Here is an 18,075-nt window from a genome sequence, read left to right on the forward strand (position 1 = left end):
GAGTCTGCAAAACGGGTCGACTGCCGCCGGTAGTGAGCGCCGGCAGCAACAGGGCGGGGGATTCTAACGCAAAGCAGCGGGGGGATTAAGGTGTATCGGCATCAATCTTGTAACCAGCGATCCAGCTGGGCGCGAGTAAGCTCGCCAACGTGGATATCCAGGGTGTTCCCCTGGCCGTCGAACAGCGCTGTGGTGGGCAATCCCGGTGCTTGAAAAAGCGCCATCAGCTGCTGGCTGGGGTCACGCAGGGCGTAGCGAAATTCAAGCTGCTGCTCATCCAGGTAGCGCACCATGGGCAGTAGGTCTTCGCCTTGGTTAGCAACCACCACGCTGACACCATCGCGTTTTGCGGCCTCCTCGAGCAGCGGCATTTCACGCAGGCAGGGAGGGCACCAGGTCGCCCACAGGTTGACGATAATCAGGTCAGCGTTGTCGGTCAGTGAGGGCAGATGCACGTCATTGCCTTCCACATCCTCAAGGGTGATCTCCGGTAGGGCGTCAACCGCAAAGTCATTGCCCAGGGGCGCCAGGGTGACCAGCACCAGCCATAGGCTAGAAGCGGCGATCAGCATGGCCATTGCTCCGCCCATGGCCAGTAACCGAGCCCGCAGCGTCCAGGCCGTCCATACCAAGCCAGCCGTCATCCCCCACAGGCCATGGTAGCCGGGTTGCCAGACTTTGAGCGCTTCAAGTGGGGCGACGCTATAGCTATCCAGGTTGAGCAGGATATGGCCCACTCGAGCGCCCACTAACCAAACAATAATAAGCCCGGTAAACCAGCGCTGCTGAGCCGGGCGAGGCAGCCCTAGCAAGAAGCGCGCGCAGAGCAGTAGCAGCAGCGCGCAGCCAACGGCGTACAGGCGTGGTAGCGAAATCAGTAGCGGGCCGAGAGCAATGGCGTTCATGGATTTCCCGTTCAGGTTTTCAACGTAGGTTTTTAATTCGGGTTCCCAGTTAAGCATGCTGCGAAGCAGGTACACTAGGAGACCATATCATTTGAGCTGAAAATTACGGAGACGTTATGCCCTCACCCGCTTTCGATAAGCTGCGCGCGCTAGCGATCGGATCCCAGGCGATTGGCCTAATACTGATTATTACCCTGGAAACGGTGATGGGAAACGCCGCACGCCCTTGGCAGGGTGTGGTGCTGGCCGCCATGCTGGTCACCGCGTTAACGATTGCGCTGGTGCGGCTTTACCGACGCAAACGCCTTCAAAAGCAGCTCGCTGAACGCAGGCGATATCTTGAAGAAGGCGACGAGCGTTAGAAAGCGTTGCTTGTGTTTTTGCCGTTCCAGTTCCAGATTAATAGCAGCCTTAACGATTGTCCGCTGAGGCACACTAAAAAATTGCACAACTTTTTACGACACTGGGAGCGACAAATAATATGATCAATAAGCGCGCATTAGCCACCGCTGTGGCGGCCTCAACCCTGGCAATGACCGGGTTCGCACAGGCAGAGGTCAAAGTTGGCTTCTTGGGCGGTTTTACCGGGGGAATCGAAAGTTTAACGCCACCCATTTTTGAAGGTGCTCAGCTAGCTGTAGAGCAGATCAATGAGCAGGGCGGCATTCTAGATGGCCAAACGTTGGTGATGCCGTCTGGCGATACCACCTGTTCCGATGCATCGGCTGCCTCTAACGCCGCCGACCGCATGGTGAACTCTGAAAATGTCACCGCGATTGTCGGTGCGCTGTGTACTGGTGCGACCATTGCTGCGGCTAATAACGCCGCCATTCCCGGTGGTGTGTTGATGGTGTCGCCCGCTTCTACTGCCCCTGCGGTATCTGAGCTGGACGATAATGATCTCGTCTTCCGTACCGTGCCGTCGGATGCTTTCCAGGGCGAGATTCTTGCCAAGCTGTTGCTTGAAAAAGGTATCGACGCAGTGGCGGTCACTTATGTCAACAATGATTATGGTCAGGGGCTTTCTGACGCCTTTAGCGCTGCTTTTGAAGCCGGCGGAGGTGAGATTACTGAGAACCTTGCCCACGAAGATAACCGCGCGGATTATCGCTCTGAGCTAGGCTCACTGTCAGTCAGTGGCGTGGATACTCTCGTCGTGCTGGCCTACGCCGACACCTCGGGTCAGACCGTGCTGCGCCAAGCCTATGAAAGCGGTATGTTTACCCAGTACGTAGGTGCTGACGGCATGGTCGGCGATAGCCTTATTGAAGCCATCGGTGCAGACGTGCTGGATGGCATGATCGCCACGCGCCCCGGCAGCCCTGACCTGCCCGGCACCGAAATCTTTATCGAAGCCGCCGAAGCTGCTGACTTCGATCCAAGCGCAGTATTTGCCGCCCAGGCCTACGATGCCGCTTTCCTGATCGCATTGGCGATTGAGCAGAACGGCAGCGCGGAGCGTGAAGGCCTTTCCGAAGCGCTGCGTAGTGTTTCCAGCGCCCCCGGCGAGGTCATTCTGCCCGGCGAGTGGGAAAAAGCGGTTGAGCTGATTGCCGCAGGCACCGACATCAACTACGAAGGCGCCTCTGGTTCGCATGAGTTCGATGACAACGGCGACGTGCCTGGCGTGGTGGTCGAGATGGCTGTGGAAGACGGCACCTTTACCAGCAAAGGTCAGGTTGATCTTTAATTCTCAGCATTAGTGTTAAAAATGCCGGGCTTATTAAGTCGGGCATTTTTTATTTGGCATGGCCCACCTTGTTGTCCTTAATCTTCCCTGCAATTCCACGTGTGATAGGATCAGAATTAAATTCTGAATGTGTGGGGGGATGATTAAACCCATGAGTTATAAACCCCCGTTTACCATCACTGCCGATATTCTCAATCTGGTCGCAGAGATCAGCGAGCAAGTGGGCAGACTGAACGCTAATGCACTGGATGCTTCGCCTCAGTTGCGCAAGCAAAACCGCATTAAAACCATTACCGGAACGTTGGCGATTGAAGGCAATACCCTGACTGAAGAGCAGATCACCGCGATTGTAGACGGCCAGCGCGTGATGGGGAGTGTGCGCGAGTTGGCTGAGGTCAAAGGGGCGATTCAGGCTTACGATGCCTTACCCAAGCTGCAACCTGATAGCATCAATGACTTACTCACCGCCCATGGCTTGATGATGTCGGATATTCTGGTAAATGCTGGCGAGTTTCGGCATAAAGCGGCGGGCATCCACAAAGGGAATGTAGTACATCATGTTGCGCCACCTGCTCATCAGGTATCGGGGCTAATGGCGGATTTAACCCATTGGCTAAAACAGGCTAAAGACCATCCTTTAATTACCAGCAGTGTATTTCATTACGAGTTTGAATTTATCCATCCTTTTAACGATGGCAATGGTCGCATGGGACGCTTGTGGCAAACGCTGATTTTGTCGCAATGGCATCCGCTGTTTTTATCGTTGCCGTTGGAAAGCGTTATCAAAGACAACCAGCAGCGCTATTACCAAGCGCTTGAACAAGCGGATCAGCAAGCCGAGAGCACGCCCTTTATTCATTTTATGTTATCGGTCATCGCTCAGACACTAGTACAAAACGCCCCTGTAAATGTCCCTGTAAACGCCCCTGTAAATGTCTCTGGGCTAAAAACACCTGAAGCGATCATGGCGTTAATTCAGCACAACCCGGCGATTACTCGCCAGCAAATAGCCGACACCACAGGGAAAGACATACGTACTATTGGCCGTGCGATGGCCAAGTTACAGCAAGCGGGCAGGTTGAAAAGAGTAGGGTCAGATAAGTCGGGCCATTGGGAGATTATCAGTGAGTGAGCCCCACCCCACGCTTTTCGTTATACGAGTATTGATTGTTACCAAAACTTGTCGTACTGAAGGCGCTTGGCGACCTGTTGCTGCCCGAAAGCGCGCCAGATCTGGCGCGCCGGGCTTAGCTCATAGGTCATATCAATTGTCCCATCAACTGTGACTTTTGATTTTCTCGGGTAGTAGCCCTTTGGGCGCGAAGCGCAGCACCATGGTGATCAATAAGCCAATCACCAGCACCCGTGCCTGCAGGGCGCGGCTATCCATATTGCCCGGTGCATCCCAACCGAACGCGCCTTCGCCAAAGGCCACCGCTAACTGCATTAAGAACAGCGCTAGGGGCTCGGACATAATCCAGATGATATAGACCGCCACAGCGCCAAAAATGGTGCCCAGGTTATTGCCTGGCCCACCAAGAATCACCATCACCAGTACCAGGAAGGTATGGTTAAGCGGCAGGTAGCCTTGAGGGTCGAAGAGGCTATTGAAGGTGCCCAGTATGCCGCCGCCCAAGCCCATCAGAATGCAGCCCAGCACGAAGATTTCCAGACGCCGTTTGTTGATATCCTTACCCATTGCCGCAGCGGAGACTTCATTATCGCGAATCGCCCGGATCATACGGCCCCAAGGGGCGTTGTAGGCGCGATTGAGCAGAAAGAAGATCACCGCAATGATCACCGCCGTAAATGAAAGGTAGATAGCCCGGGAGAGCGTAAACCCCAGTTCGGCAGGTCCCGGTGTGGGCCATGGAAGTGGGGAAACCGTAGCGGTACCGCGGGTCAGCCAGTCGGAGTTCTTTAGAAACGCCTTGATGATCTCGGCTATGCCGAGGGTGGCTATCGCCAGATAATCGCTGCGCAAGCCCAAACAGATATGGCCAATAAAGTAGCCGACGCCACCCGCCAGCGCGCCACCGACAATCCAGCCGATCCAGGGCGGTAAGCCCAGCCCACCGACGAAGCCTGCCTGGCTTTCAATCGCATCAGTGACTTCGCGCAGTTGGCTAATCACCACGAGGTAAAGCACCACACCCAGCACCACCGCGATAAACGTACGCAGGGGCTTGGGTACGCCCAGTCGATCCAGCTTGCTGGCGCCAACAATTAATACAATAGCGGCTGCGCCATAAAGCAGCACGCGGCCAAATTCGCCGGGTAGCGCCGTGCCCCAGAAGGCATCGTTGACCGGCACGCTGAAAAACATCGCACAGAAGCCGCCCAGGGCGACAAAGCCCATTACCCCGGCGTTGAACTGGCCGGCATAGCCCCACTGGATGGTTAATCCCAGCGCGAGGATGGCGTAGCAGGCAGCTTCTACCAGCATGCGCGTGCTGTAGGCGGCGCCCATGATGGCGTAGACCGCCAAGACCGCTACGAGCAGCACACCAAACAGAATCAGCTCGCGCAGCGGGAAGCGACGGGCAGACGTGGCGTCTTGGGGAGTGTAGGCAGGGTTGCGCGTTTTTTCTGAGTTGCTCATTAGATCACCTTGCCCTTAAAGAGTCCGGTGGGACGCCACACCAAAATGGCTACCAGAATGAAAAACGGCACCACAATTTTGTACTCGGTACCCACAAAGGCCAGATTCGACGGTAGCTCAAGCCAGGCGGGCAGGCTGTCGCGGAAGGGACGTAGTAGCACGTTCCAGTTAAACACCGCCAGGGTTTCGGCAAAGCCGACCACAAAGCCACCGGCAATGGCGCCGTAAGGGTGACCAACGCCCCCCACAATAGCGGCGGCGAAAATAGGCAGCAGCAGAAAGAAGCTCAAATCGGGTTTGAAGGTAACGTCTAAGGAGAGCAGCGTTCCAGCAATAGCCGCCAGCGCTCCGGCAATCATCCAGGTCACCGCCACGATGGTATTGGTATTAATACCTGATGCTTGGGCGAGTTCAGGGTTATCCGACATGGCGCGCATTGCCTTGCCTAACCGCGAACGGTTAAGGAAAAGGTGTAGTGCGACGACCGCAACGATAGTGATCACGAACAGATAAATCTGCGGTTCGGTAACCACAATCGGTGCACGGGCACCCTCGAAGGGCAGCGCAAGGCGGAAGATCTCTTTACGGTCGTCGACATATAAACTCTGCCCGCCGGTGCCGGAAAAGAGGCGGATCAAGCCCTGTAGAATCAACGTGACCCCCAGCGAGCCAATCACCAGCACAATCGGTTTGACCCCATGGGCACGTAGCGGTTTATAGAAGGTTTTATCGATTCCCACGGCCAAAGCGGCGGTGAGCAGCATCGCCAGAGGCAGCATTAGCACGGCGGTGGGTACACCTAGGCTGGCGCCCGCTGCTGGGAACAGCGTGGTAAGCAGAAGCACCATAAAGGCGCCGAAGGTCATCATGTCGGCGTGGGCGAAGTGGGCAAAGCGCATAATGCTGAAAATCAGCGTTACCCCAATGGCCCCAATGGCATAAATAGAGCCGCTGACGCTGCCCGAAATCACCACATTATTGATGAAAAAAACCAGTTCGTTCACGTCTATCTCCCTGGGGCTAGCCGCCCAAAAAGCTTTTGGCGACATCGGGGTCGGCGAGCAGTGCCGCCCCAGTGTCGGTAAAGCGGTTTTGGCCAGCAGCCAGCACAAAGCCCTTATCGGCTATCGCGAGTGCCTGTTTGGCGTTCTGTTCCACCATCAAAATACCCACGCCAGCGGCGTTGATCTGTTTGACGCGGTCGAAAATCTCATTCATATACAGCGGCGACAGCCCTGCGGTGGGTTCGTCCAGCAACAGTAGGCTCGGCTCGGCCATCAGAGCGCGGCCCATGGCGACCATTTGGCGCTGTCCACCGGAAAGCTCACCGGCAGGCTGGCGGCGCTTTTCGTACAGCGGTGGGAAAAACTCATAGATCTGAGCGAGCATGCGCTTGACGTTTTGCGGCTTTAAAAAGGCGCCCATCTCCAGGTTTTCCTGCACCGAAAGGCTGGGGAAAACGTTCTTCTCCTGGGGCACGAAGCCCATGCCGCGCTGCACCAGCTGGTTAGGCGGCAGGTTTTGGATGGGCTGGCCGTTAAGCAGTATCTCGCCCTGATTAACATGCAGCAGGCCAAAGACCGCTTTCAGCATGGTGGATTTACCCGCCCCGTTAGGGCCGACGATAACACCGACCTCATCGGCTTCCAGCGTCATGTTTACCCCGTTAAGGATATTCATACCGCCATAGCCGCCGTGCACATCCCGTGCGTCGATTAATGGCCTGGTTGTTGATGACATAAGCAAAGTATTCCAGCAAGGTCGCTTGGCAGCGACATCATTATATTAATTGGCTAATGGGAGAAAACGTCACGTTTAAGCGGCATCTGTACCGAAGTAGGCCTCGATGACCTCAGGATTATTCTGGATGTCGTTGATATGCCCCTCCACCATCACACTGCCCTGAGCCAGCACGATAACCGGGTCGCAAAGGCGGGCAATCATCTCCATATCGTGCTCAATGACCAGAAAGGTGTAACCCATTTCGCGGTTGAGCCGCTCAATATTGCCGATCAAATCACCCAGCAGGGTGCGGTTTACCCCGGCGGCGATCTCATCAAGTAGCACTACCTTGGCGTTGGTCATCATGGTGCGGCCAAGCTCCAGCAGCTTCTTTTGCCCTCCGGACAAATTACCCGCCAGCTCGTTGCGCACATGGTGCAGGCCAACAAAGTCGATGACTTCCAGGGCGCGGCGGCGCACCTCCGCCTCTTCTCGCTGCACTTTGCCGGGCTTTAGCCAGGCACTGAAAAGGTCTTCACCGGCTTGCTTGGGCGGTACCATCATGAGGTTTTCCAGCGCGCTCATCTGGCTGAACTCGTGGGCGATCTGAAAGGTGCGCAATAAGCCGCGATGAAAGCGCTGGTCGGCGCTGAGCGAGGTAATGTCTTCTCCATCAAGCAGCACATGGCCGCTGTCAGGCGTCAGGGCGCCAGCAATGAGATTAAACAGGGTTGATTTACCTGCGCCGTTGGGGCCAATCATCCCGGTAATGGAGCCCTTCTCCACTTGAATGGAGCAGTCATTAATCACCTGTAGGCCGCCGAACGCTTTGTTGACTCGCTGTACTTCAATAAGAGGGGTCATGGTGTCTCCACGCGATACAGGCGGCTAATTAAGCCGCCTGCACACTGTTATTAAGTTATTTGTCGTGGTTTTTTCAGCCACCGCTGGCTGGCTGCAAAGGCACCAATAATGAGCAGCGCGCCGAGGGTGGGGATAAGATAGCCATCCACCTGAGGAATGGTGCGTAAAAACACAAAGGCTACGGCGGCGGGGGCCACAAAGCGCACCAGAAACCGCCAGAATTTAAACCAAGTGACGCTGCTGCCCAGTTCCTTCATCACTTCGCTCTGGGTTAGCGCCCAACCGGCGAATAGGGCTATCAGCAGGCCGCCCACCGGCATAAATATATTGGTGAGTAGCTCGATAAACTCAAACGCACTGCGCCCAAACAGGCTATGGAAAATCGTCCCCTCGGCCCACATATTGAAGCTAACCACCGTCAACAGACCCATTGCCCAGGCGGCAATCACCATAATGGTAACGGCCTGTGGGCGGGTCATGTCGAAACGCTCCACCAGGAACGCCGCGACGGGCTCGATCAACGAAATAGAGGAACTGATAGCTGCGCCGAGAACCAGAATAAAGAACACCCCGCCCACCAAAGCGCCAAACGGCATTTCGGCAAACGCCAGCGGAAGGGTAACAAACATTAGCCCAGGGCCTTGCCCGGTTTCCAGACCGGCGCCAAACACCAGAGCAAAAATGGCCAGGCCCGCCACCATCGCCACGGCGGTATCGACGATGGCAACAGCAAAGGCGGTGCGGGTTAGTGAGACCTCGCTGGGCATGTAGGCGCCGTAAGCCATAATTGCCCCCATCCCCAGGCTAAGGGTGAAGAATGATTGGCCCATGGCCTGCAGCCAGCCTTCAAGGCTGAGGTCGGCGATATTAAAGGTAAACAGGAAGCTGGCAGCGGCACCTATATCGCCATTCACTACGCCGTAGGCCAGCACTACCAACAGAATTACAAACAGCGCGGGCATCATAATGCGCAGGCCTGATTCGATGCCTTTATGAATCCCCATGCCGACAATCAGCGCGGACGCGGCAATGAAAAGGGTGTGATAGAGCGTCATTAGGCCAGGGGCGGCCAGTAGTGCGTCAAAGCCAGTGCTAATGGTCTGAGCGTCGGCACCGACCAGTGAGCCGGTCAGCATCAGCCAAGTGTAGTGAATCGCCCAGCCGGCAATCACCGAATAGAAGCTTAAAATCAAAAACGCCGAGGCAGCGCCCAGCCAGCCGATCGTTTCCCAGGCCCGAGAGGTGCCATGGGTTTTGGTCAGGTGCCGCATACCCATAATCGGGCTCTGGCGGCTGGTGCGACCCAGCATGATCTCGGCAATCAGAATCGGTATGCCAACGGCGAAGATCGTCAGTGCGTAAACCAATATAAAGGCACCGCCACCGTTTTCACCGGTGAGGTAGGGGAAGCGCCATAGATTGCCCAAACCGACGGCGGAACCAACGGCGGCGAGAAGAAAAGTGCCTTTATGCGTCCAGACGTTATGACCGCTCATGGGTAAGAGTGTCCGTGTTTGGGCGTCAGGATGGGGGTAAGTATCCAAACACCTGTATGAATGTAGCGATGTCAGCGTGCCTTGGACGCGCTGAACTTAGCGTCACTGTGCGATAGAACGCGGCACCTTTCCAGCGTATTAGCGTTTAGGCTGCGTTTAGGGAAGTATCTTGGCAGCTATTGAGCGGTCATGAAGTGTGGCAACGAGGCATAAAAAAACCCGCTTTCGCGGGTTTTTGGGTACTGACTGCTTGGAACGGATTACTTCTTGCTGTAACGCTTACGCTCGGTTTCTTTCAGCAGCTTTTTGCGCAGGCGGATGTGCGCCGGCGTGACTTCGACGAGCTCGTCAGAGTCGAGGAACTCGATGGCCTGCTCCAGGGAGAACTTAACCGGCGGGGTTAAGACGATGTTTTCATCGTTACCGGTGGAGCGCATGTTGTCGAGCTTCTTGCCTTTGGTGGGGTTAACCACCATGTCGTTAGCGCGGTTGTTGATACCGATCAGCATGCCTTCGTAAACTTCCGTGGCGTGATCGATAATCAGCTTGCCGCGCTCTTGCAGCGCATACAGCGCATAGGCAAGGGCTTTACCGTCGACCATCGAAACCAACACGCCGTTGCGACGCTCGATAGAGGCTTCAGGCTTCAGCGGGCCGTAGTGATCAAAGCGGCTGGTCAGGATGCCGGTGCCCGAAGTCAGGGTCAGAAACTGGCCACGGAAACCGATCAAGCCGCGGGCAGGAATGATGAAGTCCAGGCGAACCCGTCCTTTACCGTCCGGCAGCATGTTGGTCATCTCACCTTTACGGTAGCCCAGCTCTTCCATGATCGAGCCTTGGTGCTGCTCTTCACAGTCGATGATGACCTCTTCGTAGGGCTCCTGCTTCTCACCGTCGATCTCTTTGATGATGACTTCGGGGCGGCCTACGGCCAGCTCAAAGCCTTCACGGCGCATGGTTTCGATCAGCACCGAGAGGTGCAGCTCGCCACGGCCAGAAACCTTGAACTTCTCAGGGGTTTCGCCCTGCTCAACGCGCAGGGCCACGTTGTGAATCAGCTCTTGATCAAGGCGATCCTTGATGTTGCGGCTGGTCACAAACTTACCGTCTTTACCGGCGAACGGTGAATCGTTGACCTGGAAGGTCATTGAAACGGTCGGTTCGTCGACGGACAGTGGCGGCAGCGCTTCGACCTTGGCCGGATCGCATAGCGTATCCGAAATCGACAGATCGTCGATGCCGGTAACACAGACGATGTCGCCCGCGGTGGCTTCGTTGGTCTGCACGCGCTCAAGGCCCATATGGGTCATGACCTGACCGATTTTGCCCTTACGCACATTGCCGTCAACGCCGATGATCGACACCTGCTGGTTCGGTTTCACCGCGCCACGCTTGATGCGACCCAGGCCGATAACGCCTACATAGCTGTTGTAATCCAGCGCAGAGATCTGCATCTGGAAGGGGCCGTCAAGCTCAACCTTCGGCGGCTCGACGATATCGACGATGGCCTGGAACATGGGATCCATGTTGTCCGCCAGCTCTTCAGGATCCATACCGGCAATGCCGTTTAGGGCAGAGCAGTAGATGATTGGGAAATCGAGCTGTTCGTCAGACGCACCGAGGTTGTCGAACAGGTCAAAAATCTGGTCGATAACCCAGTCAGGGCGTGCGCCGGGACGGTCAATTTTGTTGACCACCACGATCGGCTTCAGGCCTTGGGCGAATGCTTTCTGGGTCACAAAGCGGGTTTGCGGCATCGGGCCATCAACGGCGTCTACTAGCAGTAGCACCGAATCGACCATTGACATGACGCGCTCAACCTCGCCGCCGAAATCGGCGTGCCCAGGCGTATCCACGATGTTGATGTGGTAGCCGTTACCTTGGCTGTCTTGCCATTGAATGGCCGTATTTTTGGCCAGAATGGTAATGCCACGCTCTTTTTCCTGATCGTTTGAGTCCATGATGCGCTCTTGACCTTCTGCTTTACGGTCAAGGGTGCCGGACTGGCTCAGGAGCTTGTCGACCAGTGTGGTTTTACCATGGTCAACGTGGGCTATGATCGCGACGTTGCGCAGGTTATTAACCGCGCTGGAGTTTTGCTGGTTTTGCATGCTGAGAGAGAACTCTTGTGAACACCCGTTCGTCCACGGGTCGGAAAATGCGGGTCGCAAGGGCTGGCAATTTGCCGACCATCTTGGCTCAGGGCTTGCGTCCAATAGCCATTCTACCATGTCGAAGGCTTCGCTGATATTACTGCCTCTCATATCAACCTTGGTCTAGGAATGTTTTCGCCATGAACCTCCATCCGCTAGACTAGCGCTTTTCCCACTGGGGCAGGAGCATGACCATCGGCAACCTGATGCGTTTGTTAAGCGATGGCGAGGTTCACTCTGGCGAGCAGCTGGGTGAAGCGCTGGGTATTTCTCGTGCGGCGGTGTGGAAACAGTTAAAAAAACTGGAAGCACTAGGGGTGGAGGTAGTGGCGGTGAAAGGCCGTGGCTACCAGCTCTCGCAGCGCCTGGAGCCCTTGGAGGGCGCTAAAATCGTGGAGCGGCTGCCCGCACAGGCGCGCCACCACCTTGCGCGCCTGTTTGTTGAGGACCAGTTACCCTCCAGCAATGAGTATCTGCGCCAACGCTTTGAGCAGGGCGCCGGGCATGGCGAAGTGTGCCTGGTTGAGCTGCAAACGGCGGGACGTGGGCGCCGTGGTCGTGTCTGGTCGACGCCCTGGGGTCAGAGCTTAATGCTATCGCTGGGCTGGCGCTTTGAGTCGGGTATTGCGGTGCTGGAGGGCTTGAGCTTGGCGGTAGGCGTTGTCGTTGCCCAAGTGCTTGAGCAGCATGGTGTGGCGCCGAAGCTTAAGTGGCCTAACGATATCCTGCTCTCCGAGCAGGGTGATGGCCCAGGCGACGAGTTAGGCAAGCTGGCCGGTATTCTTATCGAAGTGACCGGGGATGCCGCAGGCCCCTGCGAAGTCGTCATTGGTATGGGCATGAATCTTTGGCTGCCCGCTGCCCAGCGGGCAGCGATCGACCAACCTGTTGCGGCGCTTTTCGAGCGACTGCCGGATATCTCGCGTAATCAGTTGGCCTCAGACGTAGTGTCGGGCCTGCTGGCGATGCTGGCTAACTTTGAACAACATGGCTTTGCCGCCTGGCGGGATGCGTGGAATCAGCGTCACGCCTATGCGGGGCTGCCGATTAGAGTGATTCAAGGGCAGCAGACCAGCGATGCGATCGCCGGAGAAGTGGATGAGAGTGGTAACCTCTGGGTTGCCGAAAATGGTCACTCGCGACGCCTAGCCGGCGGTGAGATCAGCGTGCGCAGGCGTTTATGATTCTGGATCTGGATATCGGCAACACGCTGTCTAAATGGCGGCTCAAGGATGCCGAGAGTAGCGAGATACGTTCCCGCGGGGCTGTATGGACCCGGGAAGAGTGGCGCCCGGGGGCCGATATTCCCGATCTCGACGTGGTCGAGGCGGTACGTATATCAAGCGTCGCCAGGGCGGCCGTGCTGGAAGAAACCGTCGCCTTGTTGCGCCGCCGGGTGCGTCATGTGCACGTGGCGCACTCAACCCATGAGGCGTTGGGCGTGATTAATGGCTACGAAGAGCCGGGGCGTTTAGGCGTCGATCGTTGGATGGGGGCGCTGGCGGGCTATCAGCTAGCAGGTGGTTGCTGTGCGGTGGATTGTGGCAGCGCGATTACTATCGACTTTGTGCTGCCAGGGGGCCAGCACCTGGGCGGCTTTATTATCCCCGGTCTTCGCCTGATGAAAGAGAGCCTGAAGCTTGGTACTCGCAATGTGGCCATCGACCCTGAAAGTGAGGCCGATGAGTTGCTGGAGCCAGGACGACGCACCGTTGATGCGGTTAATCACGGTATTTATATGGCCGCCGTCAGTGCCATTAACCGCATTTATAGCGAAGTGTGCGATCAAGAGGGTGTGGCGCTGCCGATGCTGTTGACGGGTGGCGATGCGCGTGTTGTCTCACGGGGAGTGCAGGTGCCTCATGCGGTGTGGCCGGATATGGTTTATGGCGGCTTAGAGGCGTGTTTTCCGATGACTTTCGCCGAGCGTGCGGGCAAAATGTCGGGTGCGCCGCGGGTGCCTGAGCCGGTAGCGCTGGAAAAGATTCGCGCGGCACTTGCATTCTCCATGCTGCTTTGACAGAATGCAGCGCGTTCCAAGGCAGGCAGAAGATGCGCTGGCATCGCAAGCTGCGATAAATTAAGTAAATATCTAGCTTGACACTGTTTTGGAGGCTGGCATAATGTGCCGCCACAGTTGGAGAGGTTCCCGAGTGGCCAAAGGGAGCAGACTGTAAATCTGCCGCGAAAGCTTCGAAGGTTCGAATCCTTCCCTCTCCACCAAGTTTATCAGGCGCTGAACTGTTCAGTGTTTGGGAATGAAAAGCCGGTAAGCGGGCGTTAGCTACTGTTTCTCGTGCAGCGGATTGTCATTCTATAGGCAAGTTCGGCGGGCGTAGTTCAATGGTAGAACCTCAGCCTTCCAAGCTGATGGTGCGGGTTCGATTCCCGCCGCCCGCTCCAGTTGATGTGTTTAGCTCATGTAGCTCAGGGGTAGAGCACACCCTTGGTAAGGGTGAGGTCGACGGTTCAATTCCGTCCATGAGCTCCATATTGCAGATCAAGCGAGCGAAGCTCGCTTTTTTTGTCTCTGCGTTTGGGTGGGTTTTTGTGACGCTTGAGCGTAAAGAAGGGGTTGTCAGGTGTGGGATTCTCCGCTACCATGGCGCCCGCTGTTGTATAGGCGGTCGAAAAGACGCTTGTTAACAGAAGTAAGAAGCAAAAAGTAGATAGACGTTAGAAAGTCTAGAAAGTACGAAGATAGAAAGTCAGTACGACGATACAGGCCAGTAGCTCAATTGGCAGAGCAGCGGTCTCCAAAACCGCAGGTTGGGGGTTCGATTCCCTCCTGGCCTGCCAACCTTCCCCAGGTTGGTATGTCTTTTTCCAAAATTCTTTTATCGTTCGCCGCACCCTGAGGAGTCTCGTTTTTATGAAGCCTGGTTCTGTAAAACATGGCGCCGAGGTGCAACAGACGCGCCATGACGGGCTCAAGTGGGCGGCGGTCGTAGCGCTGCTTGTCGTTGCTGTTGTTGGTAATACCTATTTCGCCGATATTGGCCTGCTCTACCGCGTGCTTGGTGTGGTGGTGTTGTGTGTGATTGCGGGTTTGATCGCGCTAACCACTACCAAAGGTCGTGATTTAGTAGAGCTTGCCAGAAGCGCCAAGAAAGAGATTCAGCGCGTTGTATGGCCGACCCGTCCCGAAACCATTCAGACCACGGCCATTGTGCTAGTGGCCGTCTTGGTGGTGGGGCTAATGCTGTGGTTGATCGACACTCTTCTTGGCTGGGCGATGTCCGGCGTCATTGGTTAGGAGCTTTCATGTCCAAACGTTGGTACGTCGTTCACGCTTATTCTGGCTTTGAAAAGCATGTCATGCGCTCACTGATCGAGCGTGTGAAGATGTACGGTATGGAAGATCGCTTTGGCGAAATTCTGGTGCCGACCGAAGAAGTTGTCGAAATGCGTGACGGCAAGCGTCGCAAGAGCGAGCGCAAATTTTATCCCGGCTACGTACTAGTCGAGATGGAAATGGCCGACGAGACATGGCACCTCGTCAATGAGACGCCGCGTGTTATGGGCTTTATCGGTGGAACAAAAGAGAAGCCAGCGCCAATTACTTCTCGTGAAGCAGACGCAATTTTGCTGCGCGTTAAAGACGGTACTGACAAGCCGCGGCCTAAAACGATGTTTGAACCGGGCCAGTCAGTGCGCGTTATCGATGGGCCGTTTGCCGATTTCAACGGTGTTGTCGAAGAAGTTAATTATGAAAAGAGTCGTCTGCATGTCAGCGTGCTGATCTTCGGGCGCTCTACACCTGTTGAGTTAGAGTTCTCTCAGGTCGAGAAAGAGTAACTAGTGAATAGTTAGTAGTAGCTAGTGAATGGTAAGTAAGCGGTAAGTGTTAATTCGTGTGAAATGGCTAGTCAGCTGTTTCACTGGTACCGGGGAGCCTTCGGGCGCTATTACCCAACTGGAGTGTTAAAGATGGCCAAGAAAGTACAGGCTTATATCAAGCTGCAGGTTGCTGCAGGTAAAGCCAATCCAAGTCCGCCGGTAGGCCCTGCGCTGGGTCAGCACGGCGTGAACATCATGGAATTCTGTAAGGCGTTCAACGCCGCGACTCAAGAAATTGAGCCGGGCCTGCCGACGCCAGTCGTGATCACCGTCTACTCTGACCGTAGCTTCACGTTCGTCACCAAGACGCCGCCTGCTGCCGTGCTGCTGAAAAAAGCCGCTGGCATCAAGTCCGGTTCTGGTGAGCCGAACAAGAAGAAGGTCGGCACCGTAACGCGTGAACAGCTTGAAGAGATCGCCAAGACTAAAGAGCCTGATTTGACGGCTGCGAATCTCGATGCCGCTGTACGCACCATTGCTGGCAGCGCTCGCAGCATGGGCCTAAACGTGGAGGGTCTCTGATCATGGCTAAACTGTCTAAGCGTGCGAAAATCATTCGCGAAAAAGTAGACACTACCAAAGCCTACTCTATTGAAGAAGCGGTTGCGCTGCTCTCTGAGCTGTCTACTGTTAAATTCAAAGAGTCTGTTGATGTCGCCATCAACCTGGGCGTTGATCCACGCAAATCCGACCAGGTTGTGCGTGGCGCTACCGTCATGCCTAACGGTACCGGTAAAGACGTACGCGTTGCAGTCTTCACCCAAGGTGCTAATGCCGATGCCGCTAAAGAAGCCGGCGCCGACATCGTGGGTATGGACGACTTGGCTGAGCAAGTGAAAAAAGGCGTGATGGATTTTGACGTCGTTATCGCTTCGCCCGATGCTATGCGCGTTGTAGGTCAACTAGGTCAAATTCTAGGCCCGCGTGGCCTAATGCCTAACCCGAAAGTTGGCACCGTAACGCCCGACGTGGCGACGGCGGTTAAAAATGCCAAAGCGGGTCAGGTGCGTTTCCGTACTGACAAGAACGGCATCATCCACACTACCCTGGGTAAAGTGGATTTTGACGCCTCAGCGATTAACGGCAACCTGGAGGCACTGGTTGCTGACCTGAAGCGCCTCAAGCCGAGCTCGTCTAAAGGCATTTACTTCAAAAAAATGACCCTGTCTACTACCATGGGCCCGGGTTTGACAATCGATCACTCTGCTTTCGCGTAAGCGAGTCATCGTTGGTTTTTTTGTAGGAACCGAGCAAGAACTTTGCGGTCCCCCGTTTGGTGGCTATCACTGGCCGGGGCATCGTCAAAGACCGCAGGTGCCGCGCTTGATAAGTACGCAAGTACTTACAAGGGTGGCTTAATTGCCCTATAAGCGCCTGCGCAGATGGTGTGGCCGCCAGTTGGTTAAGCTTAAGACGGCTTTCTGGTGAGCACCATCCCCAAGGCTTCCCGCTTTGCAGCGCTTTTAGCACAGCAGAGTGGGGAGAGATGGTAACCACCGGAACCTTCCTGGGTTCCGGCACGAAGGAGTGATCACTGTGCCACTAGCACTTGAAGGCAAGAAAGCGATTGTTGCCGAGGTCAGTGAAGCGGCCAAGGGCGCACTCTCCGTCGTAGTTGCTGATTCTCGCGGCGTTACGGTTGGTAAAATGACCGATCTGCGCAAGCAGGCGCGTGAGAATGGTGTAGAGCTGCGTGTTGTACGTAATACGCTGGCTCGCCGCGCTCTCGAGGGCACTCAGTGGGAGTGCTTGAACGATAGCTTCGTTGGTCCTACGTTGTTGGCCTTCTCTACTGATCATCCGGGCGCTGCCGCTCGTCTGTTCAAAGAGTTTGCTAAAGCGGACAAGAACTTCGAAGTAAAAGCGTTGGCCTACGAAGGTGAGCTGATTCCGGCTGCTGACATCGACCGTCTGGCAACCCTACCGACTCACGACGAAGCAATTGCCAAGTTGATGTCGGTAATGAAAGAAGCCTCCGCTGGCAAGCTGGTTCGTACTCTGGCCGCTCTGCGCGACCAGAAGCAAGAAGCTGCATAAGCAGTTCTTCTTGCAGGTGGCGTAAACGGTCTAACCAGGGCGCTGCCTGAACCGAGCAATGAATCCTGAGTCCTCGGCTGACCGAGACTCCCGCAAAGTTAGGAATGAAACAATGGCACTGTCTAAAGACGATATCATCAATGCTGTAGCCGACATGACCGTAATGGAAGTTGTCGAGCTGATCGAAGCAATGGAAGAGAAATTCGGCGTTTCTGCTGCCGCTGCCGTAATGGCTGGTCCGGCTGCTGGCGGCGAAGTAGCTGAAGAACAGACTGAGTTTGACGTAGTTCTGACCGCTGCTGGCGACAAGAAAGTTAACGTGATCAAAGCAGTACGTGAGATCACTGGCCTTGGCTTGAAAGAAGCTAAAGGTGCTGTTGACGGCGCTCCGGCGACCATCAAAGAAGGTCTGTCTAAAGACGACGCTGAAGCAGCTAAAGCCAAGCTGGAAGAAGCGGGCGCAACCGTCGAGCTCAAGTAAGCCTTGTGCGGACGGCTTTACGCGCTGCGTAAGCTTCCACGGCTGGCGGCGGGATTTCCCGCTGCCGGCCTTTTTCTGTTGTAGCTGGTGTCGAACACTCGGTGATATTGAACGACAGCAGTACTGCTCATTGAGAGTAGCCACGACAGAAACGTAAAAGCGTTATTGAAGATGGCGTTATTGAAGATAGTGTTATCGACTACAGTGTTATCGACGACTGAGTTATCGAACTAGATTTTCGACGGCGAGCTACCGATTGAGGAGCTTGCTGTCTGTGTCTGACGA

Annotated in this window: 18 protein-coding genes and 4 tRNA genes; 15 read left to right on the forward strand and 7 right to left on the reverse strand. The window is 55.5% G+C overall.

The genetic code is table 11. From position 1 onward, the window contains the following. Positions 1 to 101 precede the first annotated feature (101 nt). The gene (locus LMS44_RS00800) at positions 102 to 905 is read right to left on the reverse strand and encodes a TlpA disulfide reductase family protein (protein ID WP_159175904.1); all 804 of its coding nucleotides are present in this window, start codon (positions 903 to 905) and stop codon (positions 102 to 104) included. A 116-nt stretch (positions 906 to 1,021) separates the two neighbouring features. Between LMS44_RS00800 and LMS44_RS00805 the strand changes: the two genes are divergently transcribed. From LMS44_RS00805 to LMS44_RS00815, 3 genes are all read left to right on the forward strand, one after another. After that, on the forward strand, positions 1,022 to 1,267 hold the full coding sequence (locus tag LMS44_RS00805; protein WP_138800114.1) for a hypothetical protein: 246 nt from the start codon (positions 1,022 to 1,024) through the stop codon (positions 1,265 to 1,267). A gap of 119 nt (positions 1,268 to 1,386) precedes the next feature. After that, positions 1,387 to 2,595 (forward strand): ABC transporter substrate-binding protein, encoded by a 1,209-nt coding sequence (locus LMS44_RS00810; RefSeq protein ID WP_138800115.1) that lies wholly within the window; start codon positions 1,387 to 1,389, stop codon positions 2,593 to 2,595. Positions 2,596 to 2,746: 151 nt separating this feature from the next. Continuing rightward, complete coding sequence (locus LMS44_RS00815; protein ID WP_141440160.1) at positions 2,747 to 3,727, forward strand: Fic family protein; 981 nt, start codon at positions 2,747 to 2,749, stop codon at positions 3,725 to 3,727. A 144-nt stretch (positions 3,728 to 3,871) separates the two neighbouring features. Here LMS44_RS00815 and LMS44_RS00820 read toward each other — a convergent pair whose 3' ends face one another. The 6 genes from LMS44_RS00820 to typA form a co-directional block, all read right to left on the reverse strand. Next, positions 3,872 to 5,197: a branched-chain amino acid ABC transporter permease gene (locus LMS44_RS00820; RefSeq protein WP_027958789.1), complete on the reverse strand. Its 1,326-nt coding sequence runs from the start codon at positions 5,195 to 5,197 to the stop codon at positions 3,872 to 3,874. Continuing rightward, a complete protein-coding gene (locus LMS44_RS00825; protein ID WP_022520880.1) occupies positions 5,197 to 6,201 on the reverse strand; it encodes a branched-chain amino acid ABC transporter permease in 1,005 nt (334 codons plus the stop codon). The genes LMS44_RS00820 and LMS44_RS00825 overlap by 1 nt, the downstream gene beginning before the upstream one ends. Before the next feature lie 16 nt (positions 6,202 to 6,217). Beyond that, complete coding sequence (locus tag LMS44_RS00830) at positions 6,218 to 6,937, reverse strand: ABC transporter ATP-binding protein (RefSeq protein ID WP_022520879.1); 720 nt, start codon at positions 6,935 to 6,937, stop codon at positions 6,218 to 6,220. A gap of 75 nt (positions 6,938 to 7,012) precedes the next feature. Continuing rightward, a complete protein-coding gene (locus LMS44_RS00835) occupies positions 7,013 to 7,783 on the reverse strand; it encodes an ABC transporter ATP-binding protein (protein ID WP_022520878.1) in 771 nt (256 codons plus the stop codon). A 50-nt stretch (positions 7,784 to 7,833) separates the two neighbouring features. Beyond that, complete coding sequence (locus tag LMS44_RS00840) at positions 7,834 to 9,279, reverse strand: sodium-dependent transporter (protein ID WP_039860221.1); 1,446 nt, start codon at positions 9,277 to 9,279, stop codon at positions 7,834 to 7,836. Between the two features lie 260 nt (positions 9,280 to 9,539). Beyond that, positions 9,540 to 11,390, reverse strand: a complete 1,851-nt coding sequence (typA, locus tag LMS44_RS00845) for a translational GTPase TypA (RefSeq protein WP_053856923.1) — start codon at positions 11,388 to 11,390, stop codon at positions 9,540 to 9,542. A gap of 230 nt (positions 11,391 to 11,620) precedes the next feature. On the opposite strand from typA, the gene LMS44_RS00850 reads away from it, so the two are divergent. The 12 genes from LMS44_RS00850 to rplL all read left to right on the forward strand — a co-directional run bounded on the left by LMS44_RS00850 (position 11,621) and on the right by rplL (position 17,790). After that, positions 11,621 to 12,616 carry a biotin--[acetyl-CoA-carboxylase] ligase gene (locus LMS44_RS00850; RefSeq protein WP_009288153.1) on the forward strand — a complete coding sequence of 332 codons (996 nt, stop codon included), beginning with the start codon at positions 11,621 to 11,623 and terminating at the stop codon, positions 12,614 to 12,616. Next, positions 12,613 to 13,452 carry a type III pantothenate kinase gene (locus LMS44_RS00855; RefSeq protein ID WP_022520875.1) on the forward strand — a complete coding sequence of 280 codons (840 nt, stop codon included), beginning with the start codon at positions 12,613 to 12,615 and terminating at the stop codon, positions 13,450 to 13,452. Before LMS44_RS00850 ends, LMS44_RS00855 begins: the two co-directional genes overlap by 4 nt. A 119-nt stretch (positions 13,453 to 13,571) precedes the next feature. Then, positions 13,572 to 13,655, forward strand: a tRNA-Tyr gene (locus LMS44_RS00860). A 106-nt stretch (positions 13,656 to 13,761) separates the two neighbouring features. Further along, positions 13,762 to 13,835: transfer RNA gene (locus LMS44_RS00865), tRNA-Gly, on the forward strand. Between the two features lie 13 nt (positions 13,836 to 13,848). Further along, positions 13,849 to 13,923, forward strand: a tRNA-Thr gene (locus LMS44_RS00870). Between the two features lie 232 nt (positions 13,924 to 14,155). Beyond that, positions 14,156 to 14,231 (forward strand) — tRNA-Trp (locus LMS44_RS00875). 73 nt (positions 14,232 to 14,304) lie between these two features. Next, positions 14,305 to 14,688, forward strand: coding sequence for a preprotein translocase subunit SecE (gene secE / locus LMS44_RS00880; RefSeq protein WP_022520874.1), 384 nt, complete (start codon positions 14,305 to 14,307; stop codon positions 14,686 to 14,688). Positions 14,689 to 14,696: 8 nt separating this feature from the next. Next, positions 14,697 to 15,230 (forward strand): transcription termination/antitermination protein NusG, encoded by a 534-nt coding sequence (gene nusG / locus LMS44_RS00885; protein ID WP_138800117.1) that lies wholly within the window; start codon positions 14,697 to 14,699, stop codon positions 15,228 to 15,230. A gap of 132 nt (positions 15,231 to 15,362) precedes the next feature. Beyond that, on the forward strand, positions 15,363 to 15,794 hold the full coding sequence (gene rplK, locus LMS44_RS00890) for a 50S ribosomal protein L11 (RefSeq protein WP_007112017.1): 432 nt from the start codon (positions 15,363 to 15,365) through the stop codon (positions 15,792 to 15,794). Positions 15,795 to 15,796: 2 nt separating this feature from the next. Next, entirely contained in the window at positions 15,797 to 16,489 is a 693-nt protein-coding gene (gene rplA, locus LMS44_RS00895) for a 50S ribosomal protein L1 (RefSeq protein WP_022520872.1), read from the forward strand. A gap of 319 nt (positions 16,490 to 16,808) precedes the next feature. Next, on the forward strand, positions 16,809 to 17,309 hold the full coding sequence (gene rplJ / locus LMS44_RS00900) for a 50S ribosomal protein L10 (protein WP_022520871.1): 501 nt from the start codon (positions 16,809 to 16,811) through the stop codon (positions 17,307 to 17,309). A 112-nt stretch (positions 17,310 to 17,421) separates the two neighbouring features. Beyond that, complete coding sequence (rplL, locus tag LMS44_RS00905) at positions 17,422 to 17,790, forward strand: 50S ribosomal protein L7/L12 (protein WP_022520870.1); 369 nt, start codon at positions 17,422 to 17,424, stop codon at positions 17,788 to 17,790. Positions 17,791 to 18,075: the final 285 nt, after the last annotated feature.

Origin of the sequence: Halomonas profundus, from assembly GCF_020865425.1 — a bacterium.
In the GTDB taxonomy this organism is placed as follows: domain Bacteria; phylum Pseudomonadota; class Gammaproteobacteria; order Pseudomonadales; family Halomonadaceae; genus Vreelandella; species Vreelandella titanicae.

What these genes read in the sequence shown, in the direction of transcription:
- LMS44_RS00800 (WP_159175904.1), bottom strand. Translation starts at nt 905, where the DNA reads ATGAACGCCATTGCTCTCGGCCCGCTACTGATTTCGCTACCACGCCTG.
- LMS44_RS00805 (WP_138800114.1), top strand. Translation starts at nt 1,022, where the DNA reads ATGCCCTCACCCGCTTTCGATAAGCTGCGCGCGCTAGCGATCGGATCC.
- LMS44_RS00810 (WP_138800115.1), top strand. Translation starts at nt 1,387, where the DNA reads ATGATCAATAAGCGCGCATTAGCCACCGCTGTGGCGGCCTCAACCCTG.
- LMS44_RS00815 (WP_141440160.1), top strand. Translation starts at nt 2,747, where the DNA reads ATGAGTTATAAACCCCCGTTTACCATCACTGCCGATATTCTCAATCTG.
- LMS44_RS00820 (WP_027958789.1), bottom strand. Translation starts at nt 5,197, where the DNA reads ATGAGCAACTCAGAAAAAACGCGCAACCCTGCCTACACTCCCCAAGAC.
- LMS44_RS00830 (WP_022520879.1), bottom strand. Translation starts at nt 6,937, where the DNA reads ATGTCATCAACAACCAGGCCATTAATCGACGCACGGGATGTGCACGGC.
- LMS44_RS00835 (WP_022520878.1), bottom strand. Translation starts at nt 7,783, where the DNA reads ATGACCCCTCTTATTGAAGTACAGCGAGTCAACAAAGCGTTCGGCGGC.
- LMS44_RS00840 (WP_039860221.1), bottom strand. Translation starts at nt 9,279, where the DNA reads ATGAGCGGTCATAACGTCTGGACGCATAAAGGCACTTTTCTTCTCGCC.
- typA (WP_053856923.1), bottom strand. Translation starts at nt 11,390, where the DNA reads ATGCAAAACCAGCAAAACTCCAGCGCGGTTAATAACCTGCGCAACGTC.
- LMS44_RS00850 (WP_009288153.1), top strand. Translation starts at nt 11,621, where the DNA reads ATGACCATCGGCAACCTGATGCGTTTGTTAAGCGATGGCGAGGTTCAC.
- LMS44_RS00855 (WP_022520875.1), top strand. Translation starts at nt 12,613, where the DNA reads ATGATTCTGGATCTGGATATCGGCAACACGCTGTCTAAATGGCGGCTC.
- secE (WP_022520874.1), top strand. Translation starts at nt 14,305, where the DNA reads ATGAAGCCTGGTTCTGTAAAACATGGCGCCGAGGTGCAACAGACGCGC.
- nusG (WP_138800117.1), top strand. Translation starts at nt 14,697, where the DNA reads ATGTCCAAACGTTGGTACGTCGTTCACGCTTATTCTGGCTTTGAAAAG.
- rplK (WP_007112017.1), top strand. Translation starts at nt 15,363, where the DNA reads ATGGCCAAGAAAGTACAGGCTTATATCAAGCTGCAGGTTGCTGCAGGT.
- rplA (WP_022520872.1), top strand. Translation starts at nt 15,797, where the DNA reads ATGGCTAAACTGTCTAAGCGTGCGAAAATCATTCGCGAAAAAGTAGAC.
- rplL (WP_022520870.1), top strand. Translation starts at nt 17,422, where the DNA reads ATGGCACTGTCTAAAGACGATATCATCAATGCTGTAGCCGACATGACC.